Genomic DNA, 21,254 nt, shown 5'->3' on the forward strand with positions numbered 1-21,254 from the left:
ACCCCACCCCGCGCCGTACGCCGGAATCGGGCCGGGGCGGTGATGGGCGGCCGTGCCAAGAGTGCGTCAACGCGCGTCAAGACCGCGTCAAGATCGGCGTTCGGCGCCTCGCGGAGGTCTTGGCTGAGCGCATGAGTCTTGAGAACGGCCTCCTGATAATCGCGGTCGTCGCTGTGGCGGCGTACCTGCTCGCGGCCCTGATCCGCCCGGAGCGCTTCTGATGTCCGACACCGTCGCAGGAGCACTGCAGCTCGCGTCCCTGGTCGCGTTGCTGGCACTGGTCTATGTGCCGCTGGGTGACTACATGGCGCGCGTCTACACCGGCTCGACCCACCTGCGGGTGGAGCGAGCCCTCTACCGCCTCAGCGGGGTCGATCCCCGCGCCGAGCAGAGCCCGAAGGCCTACGCGCTGAGCGTCGTCGCCTTCTCCCTGGTCGGCGTCGTCGTGCTGATGGCGATCCTGATGGGCCAGGCCCACCTGCCGATGAGCCGCGAGCTCGACGGCATGGGCTGGGCGATGGCGTTCAACACCGCGGCGTCGTTCGTGGCCAACACCAACTGGCAGTCGTACGGCGGGGAGTCGACGCTCGGCTTCGCGGCCCAGATGGGCGGCCTCGCGGTGCAGAACTTCCTCTCCGCAGCCGTCGGCATGGCGGTCGCGGTGGCGCTGATCCGCGGCTTCGTGCGGGTGCGGACCGCGACGCTCGGCAACTTCTGGGTCGACCTGACCCGGGGCACCGTGCGGATCCTGCTCCCGCTGGCGTTCCTCGGCGCCGTGCTGCTGATGCTCGGCGGCGTGGTGCAGAGCTTCTCCGACACCTCGATGAACACCCTCGCCGGCCACGGCCAGGTCCTCACCGGCGGACCGGTGGCCAGCCAGGAGGCGATCAAGGAGCTCGGCACCAACGGCGGCGGGTTCTTCAACGCCAACTCCGCGCACCCCTTCGAGAACCCCACCGGCGTCACCAACCTGCTCGAGATCTTCTTGATGCTCCTCATCCCGATCGCGCTGACCCGCACCCTCGGCACGATGCTGGGCAACCGGCGTCAGGGCCTCGCCGTCCTCGGGGCGATGGGCGTGCTGATGGCGGTCTCGCTGGCCGTGATGACCGCCGGCGAGGCGGGCGCCCGCTCCCAGGCCGCGCAGGCCGCCGGCGCCGCGATGGAGGGCAAGGAGACCCGCTTCGGTGAGTGGGCCAGCGCCCTGTTCGGCATGGTCTCCACCGGCACCTCGACCGGCGCGGTCAACGCCGCCCACGACTCCTTCACGCCGGTCGGCGGCGGGGGAGCGCTGGTCAACATGATGCTCGGCGAGATCAGCCCCGGCGGCGTCGGCACCGGCATCTACGGGATCCTGGTGATGGCCATCGTGGCCGTCTTCATCGCCGGGCTCATGGTGGGGCGCACCCCCGAGCTGTTGGGCAAGAAGATCAGCGCGCGGCAGATGACCTACGTCGCCCTCTACACCCTCACCACCCCGGTGCTGGTGCTGGTCGGCACCGGAGTGGCGATCTCCCGCGACGACACCCCCGACGCGATGGGCAACGCCGGCGGGCACGGCTTCAGCGAGGTGCTCTACGCCTACACCTCGGCGGCCAACAACAACGGCAGTGCCTTCGGCGGCCTCACGGTGACCTCGGACTTCTTCCAGATCACCCTCGGCCTGGCCATGCTCCTGGGCCGGCTGGTGCCGATCGTGTTCGTGCTGCTCCTCGCCGGCTCCCTGGCCGAGCAGGGCAAGGTGCCCGCCACCGCCGGGACGCTGCCCACCCACCGTCCCCTGTTCGTCACCCTCCTGGTCGGCGTGATCGTGATCCTCACCGGCCTGACCTACTTCCCCGCCCTGTCCCTGGGGCCGATCGCAGAGGCACTCGCATGAGCACCACCACCACCGCTCCCACCGACAGCAGCACCACCAGCAGCACCGGCACCGTGGTGTCCCAGGCCCGCGCCGGCCTCAGCCTGCGGACCCTGGCCGCCCAGGGCGTCGAGCAGCTGCCTGAGGCGCTGCGCAAGCTCGACCCTCGTCACCTGTGGCACTCGCCGGTGATGTTCCTGGTCTGGCTCGGCTCGGTCGCGACCACTGTCGCCGCCGTCCTCGACCCCAGCGTGTTCACGGTCTCCATCGCCGTCTGGCTCTGGCTCACGGTCGTGTTCGCCAACCTCGCCGAGGCGGTGGCCGAGGGCCGCGGCAAGGCCCAGGCCGCGTCGCTGCGCGCCGCCCGCAGCGACACCGTCGCCCGCCGGCTGGCCGGCGACGGGACCGAGACCCGGGTGCCCGGCACCCAGCTCGAGGTCGGCGACCTGGTCGTCGTCGAGGCCGGTGAGGTGGTCCCCGGAGACGGCGACATCGTCGAGGGGATCGCCTCGGTCGACGAGTCCGCGATCACCGGCGAGTCCGCCCCGGTCATCCGCGAGGCGGGCGGCGACCGCAGCGCGGTCACCGGCGGCACCCGGGTCCTCTCCGACCGGATCGTCGTCCGCATCACCGCGGCCGCCGGGCAGACGTTCCTGGACAAGATGATCGCGCTGGTCGAGGGCACCTCGCGGCGTCGTACGCCCAACGAGATCGCGCTGTCGATCCTGCTGCTCAGCCTCACCCTCGTCTTCCTCGCCTCGGTCGCCACCCTCGCCCCGATGGCGTCGTACGCCGGGGCGCCGCAGGACCTGGTCGTGCTGATCGCGCTGCTGGTCTGCCTGATCCCCACCACCATCGGCGCGCTGCTCTCCGCGATCGGCATCGCCGGCATGGACCGGCTGGTGCGGGTCAACGTGCTGGCGATGTCGGGGCGTGCCGTGGAGGCCGCCGGTGACGTGAGCACGCTGCTGCTCGACAAGACCGGCACCATCACCTACGGCAACCGGCGCGCGGTGCGGTTCGTGCCCGCCGCCGGGGTCGACCCCGAGCAGCTGCGCGACGCGGCCCGCAACGCCAGCCTCGCGGACCAGACCCCGGAGGGACGCTCGATCGTCGAGCTCGCGCTGGCCGAGGGCGCCGACGACGGGGACCTGCCCAGCGGCGCGACGTTCGTGGAGTTCACCGCCCAGACCCGGATGTCCGGCGTCGACCTCGCCGACGGCAGCTGCCTGCGCAAGGGCGCCGCCTCGGCGGTGGCCGCCTGGATCGGGCAGAACCCGCCGGCGGAGGTGTGCGACGTGATCGAGGAGATCGCGCGCCGCGGCGGGACCCCGCTGGTGATCGCCTGCCGCGACGAGAGCAGCGGCGCCCGGGTGCTGGGTGTCGTGGAGCTGAAGGACGTGGTCAAGGAGGGCATGGCCGAGCGGTTCGCGGAGCTCCGCTCGATGGGCATCCGCACGGTGATGATCACCGGTGACAACGCGCTCACCGCCCAGGCGATCGCGGCCGAGGCGGGGGTCGACGACTTCCTGGCCGAGGCCACGCCCGAGGACAAGATGGACTACATCCGCAAGGAGCAGGCCGGCGGCCGGCTGGTCGCGATGACCGGTGACGGCACGAACGACGCGCCCGCGCTCGCTGCCGCCGATGTCGGGGTGGCGATGAACAGCGGCACGGCCGCCGCCAAGGAGGCCGGCAACATGGTCGACCTCGACTCCGACCCCACCAAGCTCATCGACATCGTGGAGATCGGCAAGCAGCTGCTGATCACCCGTGGGGCGCTGACGACGTTCTCGATCGCCAACGACGTGGCGAAGTACTTCGCGATCATCCCCGCGATGTTCGTCGCCGCCTACCCCTCGCTGGACGCGCTGAACGTGATGGGGCTGGCCACGCCGCAGTCGGCGATCCTCTCCGCGGTCATCTTCAATGCCCTGGTCATCGTCGGGCTGATCCCGCTCGCGCTGCGCGGCGTGCGGTTCCGCGCGGCCTCGGCCACCTCCGTCCTGCGCCGCAACATGCTCGTGTTCGGCCTCGGCGGCGTCGTGGTGCCGTTCGTCGGCATCAAGCTCATCGACCTTCTCGTCTCGACCATCCCCGGAATCGGCTGATCACATGTTCACTGACCTCTCTCGCCAGGCCCTGACCGGGCTGCGCGCACTCCTCGTCCTCACCGTGGTCCTCGGTGTCGCCTATCCGCTCGTCGTGTGGGGGGCTGGGCAGGCCCTCGGCGACCGGGCCCAGGGCCAGCCGGTCCGCCTCGACGGCGAGGTCGTCGGCTCGCGGCTGCTGGGCCAGCAGTTCGAGGGCGAGGAGTGGTTCCACTCCCGTCCCTCGGCCAACGACCACGACTCGCTCGCCTCGGCGCCCAGCAACCTCGGCCCCTCCAGCCCGGACCTGCTGGAGCTGATCGCGCAGCGGCGTACCGAGGTGGCCGCCGTCGAGGGCGTCGACGCCGCGGACGTGCCCGCGGACGCCCTGGCCGCGTCCGGCTCCGGGCTGGACCCGCACATCTCCCCGGCGTACGCCGCCCTGCAGGTGCCGCGGGTCGCGCGCGCCCGCGGGCTGGGCGAGGAGCAGGTCCGCGACCTGATCGCGGATGCCACCGACGGACGCGGGCTCGGGTTCCTCGGCGAGCCCGGCGTCAACGTGCTCGAGCTCAACGTCGCGCTCGAGCAGGCCGCTCCTCGGAGCGCCGCGCCCGGCGCGGCCGGCGGGCGTGGACACTGAGCGCATGGAACGCGGCACGCTGAGGGTCTACCTGGGAGCCGCGCCCGGCGTCGGCAAGACCTTCGCGATGCTCCAGGAGGGACACCGCCGCGCGGCGCGGGGCACGGACGTGGTCGTGGGGTACGTCGAGACCCACGGCCGCGCCCGGACCGCCGAGGCCCTCACCGGGCTGGAGGTGGTGCCCCGGCGCCGGGTGGCCTACAAGGCCACGGTGCAGGAGGAGCTCGACCTCGAGGCGGTGCTCGCGCGCAAGCCCGAGGTGGTGCTGGTCGACGAGCTGGCGCACACCAACGTCCCGGGCAGCGGCTGCGAGAAGCGCTGGCAGGACATCGAGCGGCTGCTCGACGCCGGCATCGAGGTGATCACCACCGTCAACATCCAGCACCTGGAGTCGCTCAACGACGTCACCGAGGCGATCACCGGGGTGCGTCAGCGCGAGACGGTGCCCGACGAGGTGGTGCGGGCGGCCGACCAGATCGAGCTGGTCGACATGAGCCCGCAGGCGCTGCGGCGCCGGATGGCGCACGGCAACGTCTATGCCCCGGACCGTGTCGACGCCGCGCTCTCGCAGTACTTCCGCGAGGGCAATCTCACCGCGCTGCGCGAGCTCGCGCTGCTCTGGCTGGCCGACCGGGTCGAGGAGGGCCTGGAGCGCTACCGCCACGAGCACCGCATCGAGTCCACCTGGCCCACCCGCGAGCGGGTCGTGGTGCCGGTCAGCGCCGGGCCGGAGTCGACCACGCTGATGCGCCGCGCGGCCCGGATCGCCTCGCGCGGGTCGGGCGGGGAGTGGCTGGCGCTCTACGTCACCCGCCCGGACGGGCTGACCGCGGTCTCCCCGGACCAGCTGACCGCGCTGCGCGCCAAGGCCGAGGAGCTCGGCGGGACCCTGCACACGGTGGTCGGCGACGACCCGGCCGAGGCGATCCTCGACGTCGCACGCGCCGAGAATGCCACCCAGCTGATCATCGGCGCCAGCCGCCGGGGTCGGGTCGGCACGCTGCTGCGCCCCGGCGTCGGCGAGCGGGTGATCGCCGCGGCGGGCGACATCGACATCCACATCGTCACCCACGACTACGCCCGCTCCGGCACCCGGTGGCGCCCGCCGGAGAGCCTCAGTCGCCGCCGGCGGCTGCTGGGCTTCGCCTTCGCGATCCTCGCGCCGGTGCTGGTCAGCCTGCTGCTGGTCGGCGTCGCCGACATGCAGGGCCTGCCGACCGAGGCGATGACGCTGATGGTGGTGGTCGTCGCGACCGCGCTCATCGGCGGCCTGGTGCCGGCCGTGGTCGCCGCGCTGTCCAGCGGGCTGCTGCTCAACGTGCTGTTCACCCCGCCGGTGCACACGATCACGATCGCGGAGCCGGCGAACGCCGCGGCCATCGCGATCTTCATGCTCGTCGGCATCGCGGTGGCGACGGTCGTGGACACCGCGGCCCGGCGTACGGCGCAGGCGACGCGGGCCCGGGCCGAGGCCGACGCGCTGGTGGTGCTCTCCCACAGCCTGCTGCACGCCGGGGACGACCTGGGCGGGCTGCTGGCCTCGGCGTGCGAGCTGTTCAACGCCCGCGGCGCCGCGATCCTGCGCCGCGACGACCTCGACGTCGAGCAGGTGGTCGCCGCCCACGGCAGCGCACCGGTGTCCGCGGAGGCCGCCGACGTCGCGACCGCGATCGACGAGCGGACCACGCTGGTGCTCGACGGTGCGCGGCTGCCGGCCTCGGACCGCGGGCTGCTCAACGCCTACGCGGCGTACGCGAAGGTGATGGAGGAGCGCCGCGCCGCCACCGCGGCCGACGTGGAGCGGCTGCGGCTCGCGGAGACCGACCGCACCCGCACGGCGTTGCTGGCGGCGGTCTCGCACGACCTGCGCTCGCCGCTGGCCGCGGTCAAGGTCGCGGTGTCCAGCCTGCGCGCACCCGACATCAGGTGGTCGGCCCAGGACGAGGCGGACCTGCTGGAGACCATCGAGGAGTCCACCGACCGGCTCGCCGCGCTGGTCGCGAACCTGCTCGACATGAGCCGGATCAACACCGGCTCGGTGCAGGTCGCGCTCACCGAGGTGCCGCTGGCGAGCACGGTGCACCGCGCGATCGCCGCGCTGGAGGGCGGCGGGCGCATCGAGGTGGACCTCGACCCGGACCTCGTGGTGCTGGCCGACGCGGGGCTGCTGGACCGGGTGGTGGCGAACCTGTGCGACAACGCGGTGAAGTACACCCCGCTCGAGGCGCGCATCCGCATCGACGCCGCGTGCGCGAACGGCGGGGTCGTGCTGCGGGTCGCCGACAGCGGGCCCGGCGTACGCGACCGCGACCAGCGCCGGCTGTTCGCGCCGTTCCAGCGCCTCGGCGACGTGCCGCAGGGCGACGGCGTGGGTCTCGGCCTGGCCGTGGCGCGCGGCTTCACCGAGGCGATGGGTGGCACGATCAGCACCGAGGAGACACCGGGCGGGGGACTCACCTTCGTCGTCGAGCTCCAGAAGCCTGGCAAGGAAACCCGATGACCTTCGTCCTCGTCGTCGACGACGACCCCGCCATCTGCCGCACGCTCGCTATCAACCTGCGGGCCCGTGACTACGACGTGGAGACCGCCGGCGACGGCCGCTCGGCGCTGCAGGTGGTCGACGAGCGGATGCCCGACGTGGTGCTGCTCGACCTCGGCCTGCCCGACCTGGACGGGATCGCGGTGCTGACCCGGCTGCGGGCGTTCACCTCGGTGCCGGTGATCGTGGTGTCGGCGCGCACCGGGTCCGACGACAAGGTCGAGGCGCTCGACCTGGGCGCCGACGACTTCATCACCAAGCCGTTCTCGATCGAGGAGCTGCTCGCCCGGGTACGTGCGGCCACCCGCCGGGCAGGCGCGGTCGAGCCGGCGCCGTGCGTGCGGGTCGGCGACCTCGAGCTGGACCTCGGCGACTCGCGGGCGCGTCGCGGTGTCGAGGAGGTGCACCTGACCCCGATCGAGTGGCGGATCGTGGAGCACCTGGTGCGCCGTCGCGGCCGGCTGGTGCGTCAGACCGAGCTGCTGCAGTCGGTGTGGGGCCCGAGCTATGAGCGCCAGACCAACTACCTGCGGGTCCACATGGCCAGCATCCGGCGCAAGCTCGAGGCCGACCCGTCGCGACCGGTCCTGTTCGTCACCGAGCCGGGGATGGGCTACCGGTTCGCGCCGCAGGGGTGAGGGAGCGCCCGGGTGCCCGGGGGCACGACAGCGCTCACGGCGCGGCGTCGGGCAGCAGCTTCGGCAGGTGGAAGACGCTCGGCGCCGTGCAGCCGGGGCAGGTCCACTCCAGGACCCAGGAGCGGGCGTCCTCGGTGACCCGCAGCGGGTACGGCGTACGGTCCCGGCCGTGGCGCAGGGTCTCCGCCGCGGCGTCGACGCGTACCGCGGTCCGGCAGGCGCCGCAGCTGAGCAGCGCGGTCAGCAGCCCGACGGTGCCGGCGCTCGCGCGGATCCGCTCGGGCTCGGGCGGTGGCACAGGACTGGATCGCGCACGTCGCAGCCATCCCGAGAGGGTCATGCGAAGGCCTTTCGCGGGGTCGTGTGGCCGTCACCGGGGTGACGTCGGACGGACCGGAGCCGGGGAACGACCGCGGAGGGGGCGCCCCTCGGACCAGACCGGGTGCACCTTGGCGCATCTCGGCGGCGGTGGGGTGTTGTTTCGCCGGTTGATGGGACTGCAAACGACCGGGCCGGAACCGTCGTCGTTTGGTCCCCAACGACAACAGATCCGGGCTCTCGGCTGTCGTCTGTGACCGATCCGTGGGGGTTCCGGCGGCGGGTGCTCTCGCTCGCGCAACCATTCGCGCCGACTCGCGCAACCATTCGCGCCGACTCGGCGGGACCTGGGATGCCCTTTAGGTAAGGCTGGCCTTAGTATCATCCTATGAATCGGGAAGCAGGAGGCCCGGGCACGTTCGTGACCGGTGCAGGTTCGGGAATCGGGGCGGCCACGGCGCTCGCGATCGCGACGGGCGGGGGGCGCGTGGCGCTGCTCGACCGGGACGCGGCGGGGCTCGCGGAGGTCGCGGAGACCATCACGGCGCGCACCGGTGCGGAGCCGCTGCGCTTCGCCGTGGACGTGCGGGACGCGGACGGCGTCGAGGCCTCGGTCGCCGAGGCCGCCGCGCACTTCGCGGGACTGCGGGCGATGGCCTGCGCGGCCGGGATCCTGCGCCCGGGCGGCCTCGACGACGTGACCGCCGAGGACTGGGAGGCCCACCTCGGCGTCAACACCACCGGGGTCCTGCACTGCCTGCGCGCGGCCTCGCGCCACCTCGCCGACGACGGTGCGATCGTCGTGGTCAGCTCCAACGCCGCTCGCGTGCCGCGCACCGGCATGCTCGCCTACGCCGCGTCCAAGGCGGCCACCTCGGCCCTGGCCCGCTGCGCCGGGCTCGAGCTCGCCGCGCGCGGGATCCGCTGCAACGTCGTCGAGCCCGGCTCGACCGCGACCGCCATGCAGCGCGACCTGTGGCCCGACCCCGAGGCCGGCCGTCGCGCGGCGGTGCAGGGCGACCCCGCGGCGTACCGCGTGGGCATCCCGCTGGGGCGCATCGCCGAGCCCGAGGACGTCGCCGCCGTGGTCGCGTTCCTGCTCTCCGACGCCGCCCACCACGTCACCCTCCAGCAGCTCTACGTCGACGGGGGCGCCTCGCTGTGACCACCACCCACGAGCCGCTCCGGCTGCCCGCCGAGGCCACCGAGTCCGCCCGGCTGGCGGCCCCCGCCCCCGGCTCCCTCGTGTTCAGCACCAGCGCCCGCACCCTGCTCGGCCGCCCCGGCGAGCGCTGGACCACCGCATGCTCCGGCTCGCCCGGGTGGGCCGACACCGTCGTCGGTGCGCTCGCGCCGGGGGAGCGCGCGGTCGGCGTCATCGGCTTCGACCCCGCCTCGCCCGGCGTCATGCACCGCCTGCTCGACGCACGCGAGGTCCCCACCACGATCCCTCCGGAGACGTCCGCCCCGACCGCGACGAGCGACCGCGCGCAGACGCTCGTCGAGGTCCCCGTCCCGCGCCTGTACGCCGACCAGGTGCGCGCCGCCCTGCGCGCGATCGCCGACGGCGCGGTCGACAAGGTGGTGCTCGGCCGCTTCCTCGACGTGCACAGCGACCCGCCGCTGGCCGTGGACGAGGTGGTGGACCGGCTGCTGCGCACCCGCCCCGGCCGCTACGTGTTCTCGGTGCCGGTTCCCGCTCCTGGGCCCGCCCCCGGGGACGGCCAGCGCGACGCCACGGTGCTGGGCGCCAGCCCGGAGCTGCTGGTGCGCCGCGAGGGCACGCTGGTGGAGGCGATGCCGCTCGCCGGCTCGGTGCCCCGCAGCCCCGACCCGGCCGAGGACGAGCGCCGCCGCGCCGCCCTCGCCTCCTCGGCGAAGGACCTGCACGAGCACGCGTTCGTCGTCCGCGACCTCGTCGCCCGGCTCGCGAGCGCCTGCGACGAGGTCGAGCACGACGTGACTCCCCAGGTGGTCGGCACCGATTCCCTGTGGCACCTCGGCACCCGGGTCACCGCCCGGGTGCGCACCGGCGCGACCGGCGGCCCGAGCGCCCTGCACCTCGCCCAGCTGCTCCACCCCACCCCGGCGGTCGGCGGCAGCCCCCGCGAGGCGGCGCTCGCGCTGATCGAGCGCCTGGAGACCGGCGAGCGCGGCTACCTCGCCGGCGCGGCGGGCTGGGTGGACGGCAACGGCGACGGCGAGTTCGCGCTGGTGCTGCGCTCCGGGGTCCTCGACGGCCCCCGGCTGCGGCTGTTCGCGGGCGCCGGCATCGTCGCCGGCTCCGACCCGGACGCCGAGGTCCGCGAAACCGCCGCCAAGCTGCGCACGATGCTCGAGGCGGTCGGCCTGTGAGCGCCCGCTCGCCGCTGGCGCAGTCACCGACCTGGCCCGAGGAGGCCCGCGCGGTCTACCGCGCCGCCGGACTGTGGACCACCGAGACGTTCGCCGACTTCGTCGCCGACCGCACCACCCGCTACGCCGACCGGCTCGCGGTCGTCGGCCGCGACGTCCACGGCGCCGATCACCGGTGGAGCTACGCCCGGCTGGGCCGCGAGGCCGACCACGCCGCGGCACGCTTCGCCGCGCTCGGCGTCGCCCAGGGCGACCGGGTGGTGGTCGCGCTGCCCAACGTCGTGGAATACGTCGCGGTGGTGCTCGGGCTGTTCCGCCTCGGCGCGCTCCCGGTGTTCGCGCTGCCCTCGCACCGCGAGCTGGAGCTCTCCCAGTTCTGCGCGCTCGCCGACGCCAGCGCCCTGGTGCTGAGCGGCAACGCCGCCGACGTGGACCACCGCGACCTGCACGCCGCCGTGGCCGCGCGGGTCGCGCAGCGCGGCGTCGTACCTCCGCTGCTGGTCGCGGTCCGCGACTGGGACGCCGCCGTGTCCGACGATGATGCCCCGCCGGCCGGCTACCCGGCCCCACGGCTGGACGCCGAGCAGGTGGCGTTCCTCCAGCTCTCCGGCGGCACGACCGGGGTCTCCAAGCTGATCCCGCGCACCCACGCCGACTACCTCTACTCCGTGCGCGCCTCGGCGGAGATCTGCGCGCTCGACGCGACCACCCGGATGCTGGTGGTGCTGCCGGCCGCCCACAACTTCGCGATGAGCTCCCCGGGCATCCTGGGCGTGCTGCACGCGGGTGGCACCGTCGTGCTCGCCGGCGACCCCAGTCCGCGCACCGCGTTCGGGCTGGTGGCGCGCGAGCGGGTCACGCTGGTGTCGCTGGTGCCGCCGCTGGCCCAGGCGTGGATCTCCGCGGCCCGGCGCCGCACGCCCGACCTGTCCTCCCTGCGGCTGGTGCAGGTCGGCGGCGCCAAGCTCGCGCCCGGCGTCGCCGCCGAGATCGAGCCGGTGCTCGGCGCGCGCCTGCAGCAGGTCTTCGGGATGGCCGAGGGCCTGGTCAACTACACCCGCCCCGAGGACCCCGAGGAGCTGGTGCTCACCACCCAGGGCCGCCCGATCAGCGCGTACGACGAGATCCGGGTCGTGGACGCCGACGGCGTGGACGTGCCGGACGGCGAGGAGGGCCAGCTGCTGACCCGGGGGCCGTACACGATCCGCGGCTACTACCGCGCCGACGGGCCCAACCGCGACTCCTTCACCGACGACGGCTTCTACCGCACCGGCGACCTGGTCCGGCGCCTGCCCAGCGGCCACCTCGTGGTCACCGGCCGGGAGAAGGACCAGATCAACCGCGGCGGCGAGAAGATCGCCAGCGACGAGATCGAGGACCTGCTGCTCACCCACCCGGGCGTCCTCGACGCGGTCGCGGTCGGGGTGCCCGACCCCTACCTCGGCGAGCGGATCGCGGTCGTCGTCGTCCCCGAGCCGGACCACCCGCTCCCGGAGCCGGTGGCCGCGCACCTGGGCGCGTACCTGCGCGACGCCGGCCTCGCGACCTACAAGCTCCCCGACCAGGTCGTGGTCCTCGACGCCTTCCCGACCACGCCGGTCGGCAAGAACAGCCGCCGCGACCTGCGGCACCTGCTCGCCGCACGCCTCACCGACGTCGTTCCCCCCGCCACCCCGGCCGCCGCCGGGACCTCCCCCCTGGAGCCAGCATGAGCCTGCCCACCCTCATCGAGTACGCCGCGCCGCTCGCGGACCTGCCCACCAGTCGCGCGCCCTGGCAGCTGGAGAGCGCCCGCGCCGCCGTGCTCGTCCACGACATGCAGCGCTACTTCCTGCGGCCGTACGCCCCGACCTGCCCGGCGCTGGTGGGCGCCGTGGAGTCCACCGCCCGCATCCTCGCCGCCGCACGCGCCGCCGGCGTCCCGGTGTTCTACACCGCCCAGACCGGCAGCCAGACCGGCAGCCAGACCGGCAGCCAGACCCCGGTCCGCGGGCTGCAGGGCGACCTGTGGGGCCCCGGGATGAGCGCCGTGCCCGAGCACACCGAGATCATCGAGCCGCTGACGCCCGCGCCGGGGGAGACGGTGCTGGTCAAGCACCGCTACAGCGCCTTCGCCCACTCCGACCTCGCCGAGCGGCTGGCCGCGGCCGGGCGCGACCAGCTGGTGATCACCGGGGTCTACGCCCACATCGGGATCACCGCGACCGCGATGGACGGGTTCATGCGGGAGGTGCACCCGTTCGTGGTGGCCGACGCGGTCGCCGACTTCGGCGCCGAGCAGCACCGCCTCGCCCTCGCCCAGGTCGCCAGCTGCGCGGGCGTGGTGACCACGACCGACCAGGTCGTCGGCGCCCTCGCCGCGCCGTTCCGTGCCGACGACCTGCCCGCCGGCGCGCCGGCCGACTGGGCGGGCTGCGTGCGCGCCGCGCTGGCCGCGGTGCTCGACGCCGGGTTCGCGGACGCCGCGTTCGCCGACCCCGAGGCCGACCTGTTCACCCTGGGCCTGAACTCGCTGCGCGCCTTCGACGTGCTCGACCGGCTCGCCGACGACGGGGTGGACATCGACTTCGCCGAGCTCACCCGCGAGCCCACGCTGGCGTTCGTGCTGCGCCAGGGCACCGTGCGCGCCGAGCTCGTGTCGTGACCCAGGGGCCGGACCCGCGCCCCTGGCTGCCGCTCACGGCCGCCCAGCGTGGGCTCTACTTCGCCCACGAGCTCGACCCGGCGAACCCCTGCTACACGACCGCCGAGGTGGTCGAGGTCGCCGGCGAGCTCGACCCGGACCTGCTCGAGGAGGCGCTGCGCGGGGCCTACGCGGAGTTCGAACAGCTGCGCACCCGCTACCGCACCACGCCCGAGGGCCCGCAGCAGCAGGTCGTCGACCGCACCGGTCGGGTCAACCTCGTCGTCGACCTGCGCGCCGAGGCCGACCCCGAGGCTGCTGCCGCCGCGTGGATGCGCGCCGACCTCGCGCGCCCGATGGACCTGGCCGGTGGTGACGTCGTCCGCAGCGCCGTCCTGCGGCTCGGGCCGGCCCGCTCGTGGTGGTACCACGCCGCGCACCACGTCGTGCTCGACGGCTTCGGCGTCGTGCAGCTGCTGCGCCGGGTCGCCGAGCGCTACACCGCCCTCGCGGACGGGGTGCCGCTCGCCGCGCTCGAGGAGGTGCCGCTGGCCGCGCTCGTCGCTGGTGACCCCGAGGACGACGCGGGTGCGGCGGCGTTCTGGGACCAGCGCCTGGGCGACATGGACGGCGTCGTCGCCCTCGCCGGGCGCACCGCCGCCCCGGCGCCGGCCGCGCTCAAGGCCTCGCTCGTCCTCGACGCGGAGCAGCAGACCGCGCTGGCGCGCGGCGCCCGGCGCCTCGGCACCACCTGGGCCGACCTGGTGCTCGCCGGCGTCGGCGGCTACCTGGCCCGCCTCACCGGTGCCGCCCGCACCCGGATCGGGCTGCCGCTGATGAACCGCGCGCGCCCCGGGCACGGCTCGCTGCCCAGCGCCCGCACCGTGTGCACCGCGATGAACGTGCTGCCGGCCACGGTCCCCGCCGACGGCACGGTCGCCGAGGCGCTGGCCGCGGTGGCCACCGAGCAGGAGGAGGTGCGCCTGCACCCGTTCGTGCGCCAGGAGGAGCTGACCCGCCGCCTCGCCCGCGGGCCCGGCGCCGCGGGCGCCCAGCTCTTCGGGGCCCAGGTCAACCTGATCCCCTTCGACCTCGAGCTGCGCCTGGGCGGGGCCGCCGGCACCGTCCGCAACCTCACCGCCGGGCCGGTCGAGGACATGACGGTGTGCCTGCGCGGCAACCCCGGCCGGGGCCGCGTCGTCCGCCTCGAGATCGACGCCAACCCGCACCTGTACGACGCCGAGGACATGCGCCTGCACCTCGCGCGGCTCGCGCACTGGCTGACCCGGTTCGCGGCCGCGGCCCCCGACGACCGGGTCGCCGACCTGGCGCTGCTGACCGAGGCCGAGCGGGCCCAGGTCGTGCACGGGTTCAACGACACCGACGTGCCGCTCGAGCACCGCACCCTGGCCCGGCGCTTCCGCGACCAGGCCGCCCGGACCCCGGACGACCCCGCCCTGCTGTGCGCCGGGCGCACCACGTCGTACGCCGAGCTGGCGGAGCGCGCCGACCGGCTGGCCCGCGCCCTGCACGCGCGGGGCGTGCGCGCCGGCGACGTCGTCGGGGTGCTGCTGCCGCGCGGCGAGGAGCTGTTCACCGCCCTGTACGCCGTGCAGCGCCTCGGTGCGGTGCACCTGCCGCTGGGCACCGACCAGCCGCCGGCGCGCCTGGCCGGCATGCTCGCCGACGCCGGCTGCCGGCTGGTCCTCAGCGACGCCGCGCACCGCGGCGCGCTCGACCGGCCGGTCCGCGAGGGCGGGCCGGAGGCGCCGGTGGTCGTCGACGTCGGCGAGGCCGGCCCGGTCGCCGAGGTGCTGCCCGCGGTGCCCGACGACCCCGACGCGCCGGCGTACCTGCTGTTCACCTCCGGCTCCACCGGGCGCCCCAAGGGCGTGCTCGTGGGCCAGCGCGCGATCGACAACCGGCTGCGCTGGATGCAGCACCGGCTGCCGCTCGCTCTCGGCGAACGGGTGCTGCACAAGACGCCCGTCACCTTCGACGTCTCGGTGTGGGAGCTGTTCTGGCCGCTGCAGGTCGGCGCCTGCGTGGTCGTCGCCGAGCCCGATGCCCACCGCGACCCCCGCCGCATCGCCGACCTCCTCGTCGAGCACGACGTGCGGGTCGTGCACTTCGTGCCCTCGATGCTGCGCGCGTTCCTCGCCGACCGCGCCAGCCGCGAGCGGGCCCACGACGCGGCGGTGCGCCACGTGGTGTGCAGCGGGGAGGCGCTCACCGCGGAGCTGGTCGACGGCTGCCACGAGGTCCTCGGCGTCGCGCCGGTCAACCTCTACGGCCCCACCGAGGCGGCCGTCGACGTGACCTGCTTCCAGACCGTCCCCGGCACGCCGGGACCGGTGCCGATCGGGCGCCCGATCTGGAACACCGCCACCTACGTGCTGGGTGCCGACGGCGAGCCGCGGCCCGTCGGCGTGCCCGGGGAGCTGTTCCTCGGCGGCGTCCAGCTCGCCGAGGGCTACGTCGGGCGTCCCGACCTGACCACCGAGCGCTTCCTCGGCGACCCGTTCCGTCCCGGCGGGCGGATGTACCGCACCGGCGACCTGGCCCGCTGGCGCCCCGACGGCACCCTGGAGTACCTCGGGCGCACCGACGACCAGGTCAAGGTGCGCGGCCAGCGCGTCGAGCTCGGCGAGGTCGAGGCCGCCCTCGACGGGGTCGACGGGGTGACGGCGGTGGCCGCGGGCACGGCGGGCGGCGGCGACGGGGGAGTGACCTCGCTCGTGCTCTGGTTCGTCCCCGCGGACGGCGTGCCCGCGGACCTGGCCGAGCAGCGGCTGCGGGCCGCCGCCCAGGACCGGCTGCCCGAGGCGATCCGCCCGGGCCTGCACCTGGCGGTGCCGGCGATGCCGCTGGGCAGCAGCGGCAAGACCGACCGGCGCCGGCTCGCCGAGCTCGCACCACCGGTGCCCGGGCGCAGCGCCGACGCGCCCCGCGACCTGGCCGAGCAGCGCCTGTGCGCGCTGTTCGCCGAGGTGCTCGGGCTCGTCACCGACGATCCGGCCGCCGACGATCTGGCCACCGTCGGTCCCGACGACGACTTCTTCGCCCTCGGCGGGGACTCGCTGCGGGTGCTGCGCCTGCTGGGCGCCGTCGAGGACGCCTTCGCGACCACCCTCGAGCTGCGCACCGTCTTCGCCGCGCCCACGCCCGCCGGGCTCGCCGCGGCGCTGGCACGCGACGCGGCGGTGCCGGGCGGCTTCGAGGAGGTGCTGAGCCTGCGAGCGGACCGAGGCACCCGCCCGCCGCTGTTCCTGCTGCCCCCGGCGGGCGGCCTGGGCTGGTGCTACACCGGGCTGCTGCGCGCGCTCCCCGTCGACCAGGGCGTCCACGTCGTCCAGGCGCCCGGCCTCGAGAGCGGGCGCCCGGAGCCGGTCGCGGACCTCGAGGCCCTGGCCCGCCGCCAGCTCGCGGCGATCCGCCGCGTCGTCGGCGACGGGCCCTTCCACCTCGCCGGCTGGTCGCTCGGCGGGATGGCGGCCCACGAGGTCGCCGCACTGGCCCGGGACGAGGGCCAACAGGTCGCCAGCGTGCTGCTGCTCGACGCCTACCCGGCCGATCAGTGGCGCCAGCTCGGCGAGCCGACGGAGGAGGAGGCGCTCGTCGGCGTGCTCCGCCTCGGCGGTGTCGAGGGGCTGCGTCCCGCCGGCGTACCCGTCGACCGGGCGCTGGTGGCCGAGCTGCTGCGCCGCGGCGGCAGCGCGCTCGCCGAGCTGCCCGCGCCGGTGCTCGACGGCTGCCTGGCCTCCGTGGTCGAGGCGGCCCGGCTGGTGCGCACGTCCCGGCACCGGGTGCTGCCCGGCGACCTGACACTGGTCGTCGCCACCGCGCCCCGCCCCGAGCAGCACCTCGACCCCGCCGGCTGGGCGGCGTACGTCGAGGGGCGGGTGCAGGTGGTGCCGGTCGACTCGACCCACGGCGACCTGGTGCGGGCCCCCGCCGTCGACGAGGTCGGGCGGGTGCTGGCCGGGCTCCTCGAGGCCGAGCCGGTCGGTGTCTGAGGGGGTCGTCCGCTTCGCCCGGGTCACCGACGTCGACGTCGCCGGCCCGGGCGGGACGGAGCTCCTGGGCCCGGCGGAGCTGGCGCGCCTGGCGCGGCTGCGCCACCCGGAGGACCGGGCCGCCTACCGCGCCGCCCACGTGCTGGTGCGCCGGTGCGCCGCGGCGCTGCTGGACGTCGACGTCGCGGACCTGGTGCTGCACCAGGAGTGCCCCGGGTGCGGCGGCACCGGCCACGGCCGACCGGTGCTCGCCGGGCTGCCCGGGGTCGGCCTCGCGCTGAGCCACTCCCGTGCCCACGTGGCCGCCGCCGCGGCGCACGGGCGCTGTGGCGTCGACGTCGAGGACCTGCCCGGCGAGCGGGTCCCCGACCGGGTGCTCGCCCCCGCCGAGCGGGACTGGCTCGACCGCGGGGCCGGCGCTGAGGATCCGGGCGCCGGCCTGCGGCTGTGGGTACGCAAGGAGGCCCTGGTCAAGGCCGGGGCCGCCGAGCTCGCCGACGCGGTCACCCTCGACCTGATGGACACCGCCGTGGATGCAGCGGACGCCGGGGGCCGGTTGCGCGAGCACGCGCACGGACTCGCGCTGGGGGAGTGGCGCACCGCGGACGCCGTCGGGGCCTGGGCGGTGCCGCCCGGCACCCGGGTCAGCCGCGGGTGACCCGCACCCCGGCCGAGCGGGCCGTGGCGGTGACGTAGCCGGTGCGCGACGCCGTCACCCGCACCCGCAGCATGTGCCCGCGGTCGGCCGCGACCACGCGGTGGGTGAGACGGGTGGCGCCCCTGATCGGCCGGCCGTCGCGCAGCCACTGCACCCGGGTGGTGGCGGCCGGGCTCCAGGACCCGCGCGTGGCCCGCAGGGTCCGCCCGACGCGGGCCACACCGCGCACCTGCGGGCGCGCGCTGCGCACCAGGGTGCCGCGGACGACCGTGACCTCGCTCGAGGTGAGCGTGGTGGGCGCGTGGCCCGCGGCCTCGCCGGTGACCGCGACGCTCAGCCGGGCCCCGACGTCGCGCGGCACCGGGCGGTACGCCGCCGCGGTGGCGCCCGCGATCGGCGTACCGCCGCGCAGCCACTGGTGGCTCAGCTGCTGCGCGACGGGGGCGAACGAGGCGCTCGCGCGCAGCTCGCCGCCCGGGCTGGGCCGGCCGGTGACGCGGGGCGCGTCCCCGGTCAGGGTCGGTGCCGGGGCGACCTCGACGCTGGTGAGCGCGAGGTTGCGGGTCAGGTCGCGCGCGTGGCCGGTGAGCTCACGGCCGCTGTAGACCCGCACCTCGAGGCGGCCCGCCGCGGCCGGCACGCTGCCGCGGGCGCCGAGGCGGCCGCCGTCGGGCAGCGACGCGGTGAGGGTGAAGGCGCCGTTCGCGTCGGCCTGCCCGGTGGCCCAGAACTTGGGGTCGGCGTGCGGTGCGTGCGGGGCCGGACGGGTCAGCACCTCGCCCCCGGACCACAGCAGCACCGCGACCTGCGAGCCGCCCGTCCCGGCACGGTCGCGGAACCCGGTGCCGCTGATCCGCAGCTCCTCGCCCTCGACGACGGCGGTGGCGTCGTGCTCGGCGCGCACCGTGAACGTCGCGCGCACGCTGGTCACCGGGTCGTTGTCGAGCAGGTGCAGCGTGTGCGGGCCGGCGGTCGTCGCGACGCCGTTCGCGGGCTGGAAGCGCGGCACCACGACCGGCTCGGCGCGGAAGGTCCCATCGTCGTGGACCTGCACCCGCGACCGGGTGCGGTACGGCGCGTCCTCGCCGTCGTCGGCGCCGATCTGGCCGTAGGAATCGGCGTCCATCTTGATCGCCAGGCGCTGCCCGGGCGCGAAGCAGGTGCCGCTGAGGTGGAGGGTCTCACCGGGGACCAGCGGGCCGGTCTCGTCCACGGAGAACGACGGGGTGCAGGCCGCGGTGGCGCTCGCAGCGCCCGCGGGGCCGAGCGCGGCCAGCGTCAGCGCGGCGGCGAGGGCGAAGGGGGTGGCGCGGCGCAGCGCGCGGGCGGGCGGGACGGTCATGGCGGGTCCTCGGAGGCTGGAGGGGTGGGACGGGGGCGGGACGGAGCGGGACGGGGCGGCCCCCGCCGCGCGGGTGCGCGGCGGGGGCCGGTCCTGCGGGGTGCTGGTGGACTACTTCGTGCGGTTCTTCCTCGCGACCTGGGCGACCTTCACGGCCTTCGAGGTGGCGGTGGCGTTCGCGTAGCCCGGACGGGAGGCGACCACGCGGACGGTGAGCTTCTTCCCCGCGTCGGCCTTCGCGACCCGGTAGGTCGCCTGGGTCGCGCCCTTGATCACCTTGCCGTTGCGCCGCCACTGCAGCTTCGTGCTCGCCGGGGCACTCCAGGTGCCGGTGGTGGCCTTCAGCTTCTTGCCGACCTTCGCCTTGCCGGTGATCCGCGGCGCGGCCGTGGCGCGGAGCTTGCCGGCCTTGACCTCGACCTCCACCGCGGTGCTGCGCGCGGTGTCGCCGGGCTTCAGCGAGCCGCTGAGCAGGCGCAGGGTCCAGGTGCCGGGGGTCGCGGCGGGCACGGAGCCCCGGGCACCCGTCGTACCGCCGTCGGGCAGCGGGATCCTCGCGGTGAAGCGGCCCTTCGCGTCGGCCTCCACGACCGCCCACACGGTGTCGTTGCTGTGCGGTCCCTCGCCGGCGGCGTGCGCGATCGCGCCGTCGTTGATCTTGACCGCGATCGTGGAGCCGGCGGTGCCGGCCTGGTCGAGCCAGCCCTGGCCCTCCAGGGTCAGCGTGCCGCCGATGGCGGCCGCGGAGGCGACGGTGGCGTCGACGGGGGTGATCTTGGCGATCGAGTCGACGCTCGTCTCGGCGGTGGTGCGCTCGCCGGTGACCGGGTCGACGGCGTAGTCGATGGTCTGCGTGGTGGCGCCGGCCTTGTCGACCATGTACGCCGAGCCGCCGGCGACGATCAGGTGGTTGGCCGACTTGGGCGTGCCGGGCAGGGAGATGGTCTCGATGACCGCCTGGGCACGGGCGTCCACGACCGCGACCTCGCCGGTGGTGAAGTCGGCGACGTAGACCAGGCCGCGGTCGGTGTCGACGTCGACGCCGAGGGCCCGGGAGCCGGTGACGATCCGGGCCTTGTGGGCGCCGGTGTCGAGGTCGAAGATGTCCAGGCTGCCCTCGGCCTGGGCGAACTGGCCCTGGTTGGCCGAGTAGACCTCGCGGGCCTCGACGTCGATCGCGATGCTCGAGGGCTGCAGCAGGCCCACGCCCTCGGTGGCCGCGAGCGGGTTGGGGATGTCGACGCGCTCGACGGCGTAGTCGTCCGGGTCGGCGGCGTAGTCCAGCACGTAGTACTGGTCGGTGCGGAAGTCGTTGGCGTAGACGGTGCCGGTGGCCTCGTCGATGTCCAGGCCCATCGGCACGGCGTACGCCGACTCGTTGTCGCCGGTGGTCGGGTAGCTCGCGCGGGCGGGGATCGCGATGTCGCGCAGCCGCTCGAAGCTCACCGTGTCGTAGACGGTGATCGAGGAGTCCGTGGCGCCGCCGCGGTTGGCCGCGGTGACGTAGGCGCGGTGGTTGACCTCGTCGATGATCACCTCGCGGGGGTGGGAGATCTCGACCTGGGCGCGCTGGGCGGGGTCGGCCTTGGCGGCGTCGAAGTCGTAGGAGGTCCACACCAGGTCGAGGGACTCGCGGTCGTAGACGGTGACCTGGTTGTCGCGGGTGTTGGTGACCCAGACGTTGTCGTGCGCGTCGTCGACGTAGACGCCGTGGGTGGACAGCTGCTTGTAGGTGGGGGTCGCCTCGGTGCCGTGCTCGAGCACCGGCAGCTCGGCGCGGTCCTTGATCGCCAGCGTGTCGGGGTCGACCTTGGCCAGCGTCGCGTTGAGGACCGGCGGGCGACCCTGGGCCGAGGTCACGAACAGCTCGCCGGTGTCGTCGGAGGCGGCGACCTGGTACTGGCCGGCGAGCAGCGGACGCTGCGTGGTCGCGAACGAGAACGAGCGCGGCGCGGGGGCGCTGGCGTCGGTGGCGGCGTCGGTGGCGCCGGCGGGGGCCGTCGCCCCCAGGACGAGGCCGCTACCGACCAGGCCGAGCACGGCGGTGCCGGCGAGGGTGTGGCGCAGTCGGCGCACGCGCCGGGCGGGGAGAGCAGTCATGCGGGGTTCCTTCGATCAGGGGGAGCCGCGGATCGACTCCGAGTTAGGCAAGGCGACCCTAACTTAGATCGGATGAA

At 75.0% G+C, this 21,254-nt stretch carries 15 protein-coding genes; 12 read left to right on the plus strand and 3 right to left on the minus strand.

Features of this window, described 5'->3' with window-relative positions:
- Positions 1 to 131: 131 nt before the first annotated feature.
- From GFH29_RS09335 to GFH29_RS09360, 6 genes are read left to right on the plus strand one after another with little or no spacing between them, the layout of a single operon-like run.
- A complete protein-coding gene (locus GFH29_RS09335; RefSeq protein WP_153323077.1) occupies positions 132 to 221 on the plus strand; it encodes a potassium-transporting ATPase subunit F in 90 nt (29 codons plus the stop codon).
- On the plus strand, positions 221 to 1,879 hold the full coding sequence (gene kdpA, locus GFH29_RS09340; protein WP_153323078.1) for a potassium-transporting ATPase subunit KdpA: 1,659 nt from the start codon (positions 221 to 223) through the stop codon (positions 1,877 to 1,879). The genes GFH29_RS09335 and kdpA overlap by 1 nt, the downstream gene beginning before the upstream one ends.
- A complete protein-coding gene (kdpB, locus tag GFH29_RS09345; RefSeq protein WP_153323079.1) occupies positions 1,876 to 3,969 on the plus strand; it encodes a potassium-transporting ATPase subunit KdpB in 2,094 nt (697 codons plus the stop codon). The genes kdpA and kdpB overlap by 4 nt, the downstream gene beginning before the upstream one ends.
- A 4-nt stretch (positions 3,970 to 3,973) precedes the next feature.
- A complete protein-coding gene (kdpC, locus tag GFH29_RS09350; protein WP_153323080.1) occupies positions 3,974 to 4,588 on the plus strand; it encodes a potassium-transporting ATPase subunit KdpC in 615 nt (204 codons plus the stop codon).
- Positions 4,589 to 4,592: 4 nt separating this feature from the next.
- Positions 4,593 to 7,088 carry an ATP-binding protein gene (locus tag GFH29_RS09355; protein WP_153323081.1) on the plus strand — a complete coding sequence of 832 codons (2,496 nt, stop codon included), beginning with the start codon at positions 4,593 to 4,595 and terminating at the stop codon, positions 7,086 to 7,088.
- Positions 7,085 to 7,765, plus strand: a complete 681-nt coding sequence (locus GFH29_RS09360) for a response regulator (protein ID WP_153323082.1) — start codon at positions 7,085 to 7,087, stop codon at positions 7,763 to 7,765. The genes GFH29_RS09355 and GFH29_RS09360 overlap by 4 nt, the downstream gene beginning before the upstream one ends.
- A gap of 34 nt (positions 7,766 to 7,799) precedes the next feature.
- On the opposite strand, the gene GFH29_RS09365 is transcribed toward GFH29_RS09360, so the two are convergent.
- A complete protein-coding gene (locus GFH29_RS09365; RefSeq protein ID WP_153323083.1) occupies positions 7,800 to 8,063 on the minus strand; it encodes a hypothetical protein in 264 nt (87 codons plus the stop codon).
- A 408-nt stretch (positions 8,064 to 8,471) separates the two neighbouring features.
- Here GFH29_RS09365 and GFH29_RS09370 point away from each other — a divergent pair, with 408 nt between their 5' ends.
- From GFH29_RS09370 to GFH29_RS09395, 6 genes are read left to right on the plus strand one after another with little or no spacing between them, the layout of a single operon-like run.
- Positions 8,472 to 9,248, plus strand: a complete 777-nt coding sequence (locus GFH29_RS09370; protein ID WP_153323084.1) for an SDR family oxidoreductase — start codon at positions 8,472 to 8,474, stop codon at positions 9,246 to 9,248.
- A complete protein-coding gene (locus GFH29_RS09375) occupies positions 9,245 to 10,438 on the plus strand; it encodes an isochorismate synthase (protein ID WP_153323085.1) in 1,194 nt (397 codons plus the stop codon). The genes GFH29_RS09370 and GFH29_RS09375 overlap by 4 nt, the downstream gene beginning before the upstream one ends.
- Positions 10,435 to 12,150: a (2,3-dihydroxybenzoyl)adenylate synthase gene (locus GFH29_RS09380; RefSeq protein WP_153323086.1), complete on the plus strand. Its 1,716-nt coding sequence runs from the start codon at positions 10,435 to 10,437 to the stop codon at positions 12,148 to 12,150. The genes GFH29_RS09375 and GFH29_RS09380 overlap by 4 nt, the downstream gene beginning before the upstream one ends.
- A complete protein-coding gene (locus GFH29_RS09385; RefSeq protein ID WP_153323087.1) occupies positions 12,147 to 13,082 on the plus strand; it encodes an isochorismatase family protein in 936 nt (311 codons plus the stop codon). The genes GFH29_RS09380 and GFH29_RS09385 overlap by 4 nt, the downstream gene beginning before the upstream one ends.
- Complete coding sequence (locus GFH29_RS09390) at positions 13,079 to 17,077, plus strand: non-ribosomal peptide synthetase (protein ID WP_153323088.1); 3,999 nt, start codon at positions 13,079 to 13,081, stop codon at positions 17,075 to 17,077. Before GFH29_RS09385 ends, GFH29_RS09390 begins: the two co-directional genes overlap by 4 nt.
- Complete coding sequence (locus tag GFH29_RS09395) at positions 17,070 to 17,735, plus strand: 4'-phosphopantetheinyl transferase family protein (RefSeq protein ID WP_153323089.1); 666 nt, start codon at positions 17,070 to 17,072, stop codon at positions 17,733 to 17,735. The genes GFH29_RS09390 and GFH29_RS09395 overlap by 8 nt, the downstream gene beginning before the upstream one ends.
- On the opposite strand, the gene GFH29_RS09400 is transcribed toward GFH29_RS09395, so the two are convergent.
- Positions 17,722 to 19,077 carry a hypothetical protein gene (locus tag GFH29_RS09400; RefSeq protein WP_153323090.1) on the minus strand — a complete coding sequence of 452 codons (1,356 nt, stop codon included), beginning with the start codon at positions 19,075 to 19,077 and terminating at the stop codon, positions 17,722 to 17,724. The two genes, GFH29_RS09395 and GFH29_RS09400, sit on opposite strands and share 14 nt — an antisense overlap.
- 111 nt (positions 19,078 to 19,188) lie before the next feature.
- Positions 19,189 to 21,177: a YncE family protein gene (locus tag GFH29_RS09405; RefSeq protein WP_153323091.1), complete on the minus strand. Its 1,989-nt coding sequence runs from the start codon at positions 21,175 to 21,177 to the stop codon at positions 19,189 to 19,191.
- Between the last annotated feature and the right edge of the window lie 77 nt (positions 21,178 to 21,254).

It is taken from the genome of Nocardioides sp. dk884 (assembly GCF_009557055.1).
Taxonomy (GTDB): Bacteria; Actinomycetota; Actinomycetes; order Propionibacteriales; family Nocardioidaceae; genus Nocardioides.